Source organism: Janthinobacterium sp. SUN137 (assembly GCF_030587265.1).
Lineage (GTDB): Bacteria > Pseudomonadota > Gammaproteobacteria > Burkholderiales > Burkholderiaceae_D > Janthinobacterium > Janthinobacterium kumbetense.
In genome coordinates, this window is sequence record NZ_JAPWHZ010000026.1 from 1 (window position 1) to 1,237 (window position 1,237).

At 56.1% G+C, this 1,237-nt stretch carries 1 protein-coding gene; it reads left to right on the forward strand.

From position 1 onward, the window contains the following. Positions 1-65 precede the first annotated feature (65 nt). A protein-coding gene (locus tag O3298_RS29120) for an IS3 family transposase (RefSeq protein ID WP_305061207.1) occupies positions 66-1,228 on the forward strand; the annotation gives its coding sequence in 2 pieces (ribosomal slippage) (positions 66-321 and positions 321-1,228; 1,164 coding nt in all). The last annotated feature ends 9 nt before the right edge of the window (positions 1,229-1,237 follow it).

The window sequence follows — 1,237 nt, forward strand, 5'->3', positions numbered from 1 at the left end:
TTGTAGTGGTTTAATGTACCCGGACACTGATTTAGGCGAGAATGCTCGCCATGGAGAGGTGTTTGATGAGCAAGCAAAGACGTACGTTTTCCCCTGAGTTCAAACAGCAGGCAGCATGCTTGGTGCTGGATCAAGGATACAGCCACGTGGAGGCAAGCCGGTCGGTCGGCATCGGCGAATCGGTGCTGCGCCGCTGGGTGCAGCAGCTGCAGTTGGAGCGGCAAGGCATCACGCCGCAGAGCAAGGCAATGACGCCAGATCAGCAGCGAATACAGGAACTCGAAGCACGTATTGAGCGTCTCGAGCGGGAGAAGTCCATTTTAAAAAAGGCTACCGCGCTCTTGATGTCGGAAGGGATAGAACGTACGAGGTAATCGATCAGATTTGTGGTGACGAATCAATCGAGTTGATCTGCGCGGTGTTCGACGTAGCGCGGTCATGCCTGTATGCGCATCGGGAGCGCGCCCGGCACATTGATGTTGAGCGCATGGCATTGCGTGGCCGTGTGCACGAGCTGTTCGTCGAGAGTCGCAGTTCGGCGGGAAGCCGCAGCATCATGGGCATGATGCGCGAGGAAGGCACGGCAATTGGCCGCTTCAAAGTCAGTCGTTTGATGGAAGAGCTAGGGCTGGTCTGCAAACAGCCTGGCAGCCATGCCTATAAGCAGGCTACGGTGGAACGGGTCGATATTCCGAACCACCTCAACCGTGAATTCACAGTGGAGGCGCCAAATCAGGTCTGGTGCGGGGACATCACCTATGTCTGGGCGCAAGGCCGATGGTATTACCTGGCTGTGGTGTTGGACTTATTTGCTCGCCGAGCGGTGGGCTGGGCATTCTCGCTACGACCCGATGCCGACCTTGTTGTGCAAGCGCTGGAAATGGCTTACGAGCAGCGAGGTCGACCGCAGAGGCTGCTGTTTCATTCGGATCAAGGTAGCCAGTACGCCAGTCGAAAATTCCGTCAGCGCTTGTGGCGCTATCGGATACGACAGAGTATGAGCCGTCGGGGAAATTGTTGGGATAACTCCCCGATGGAACGGCTGTTCCGCAGCTTCAAAACTGAATGGCTGCCGTCAACTGGTTACATGACCGCACAGGAAGCACAACGGGACATCAGCCACTACCTGATGCACCGGTATAACTGGATACGACCACATCAGTTCAACCAGGGACTGGCACCGGCCGTCGCCGAAGAAAAACTTAACGTAGTGTCCGGGATGGGTTGACCACTACAA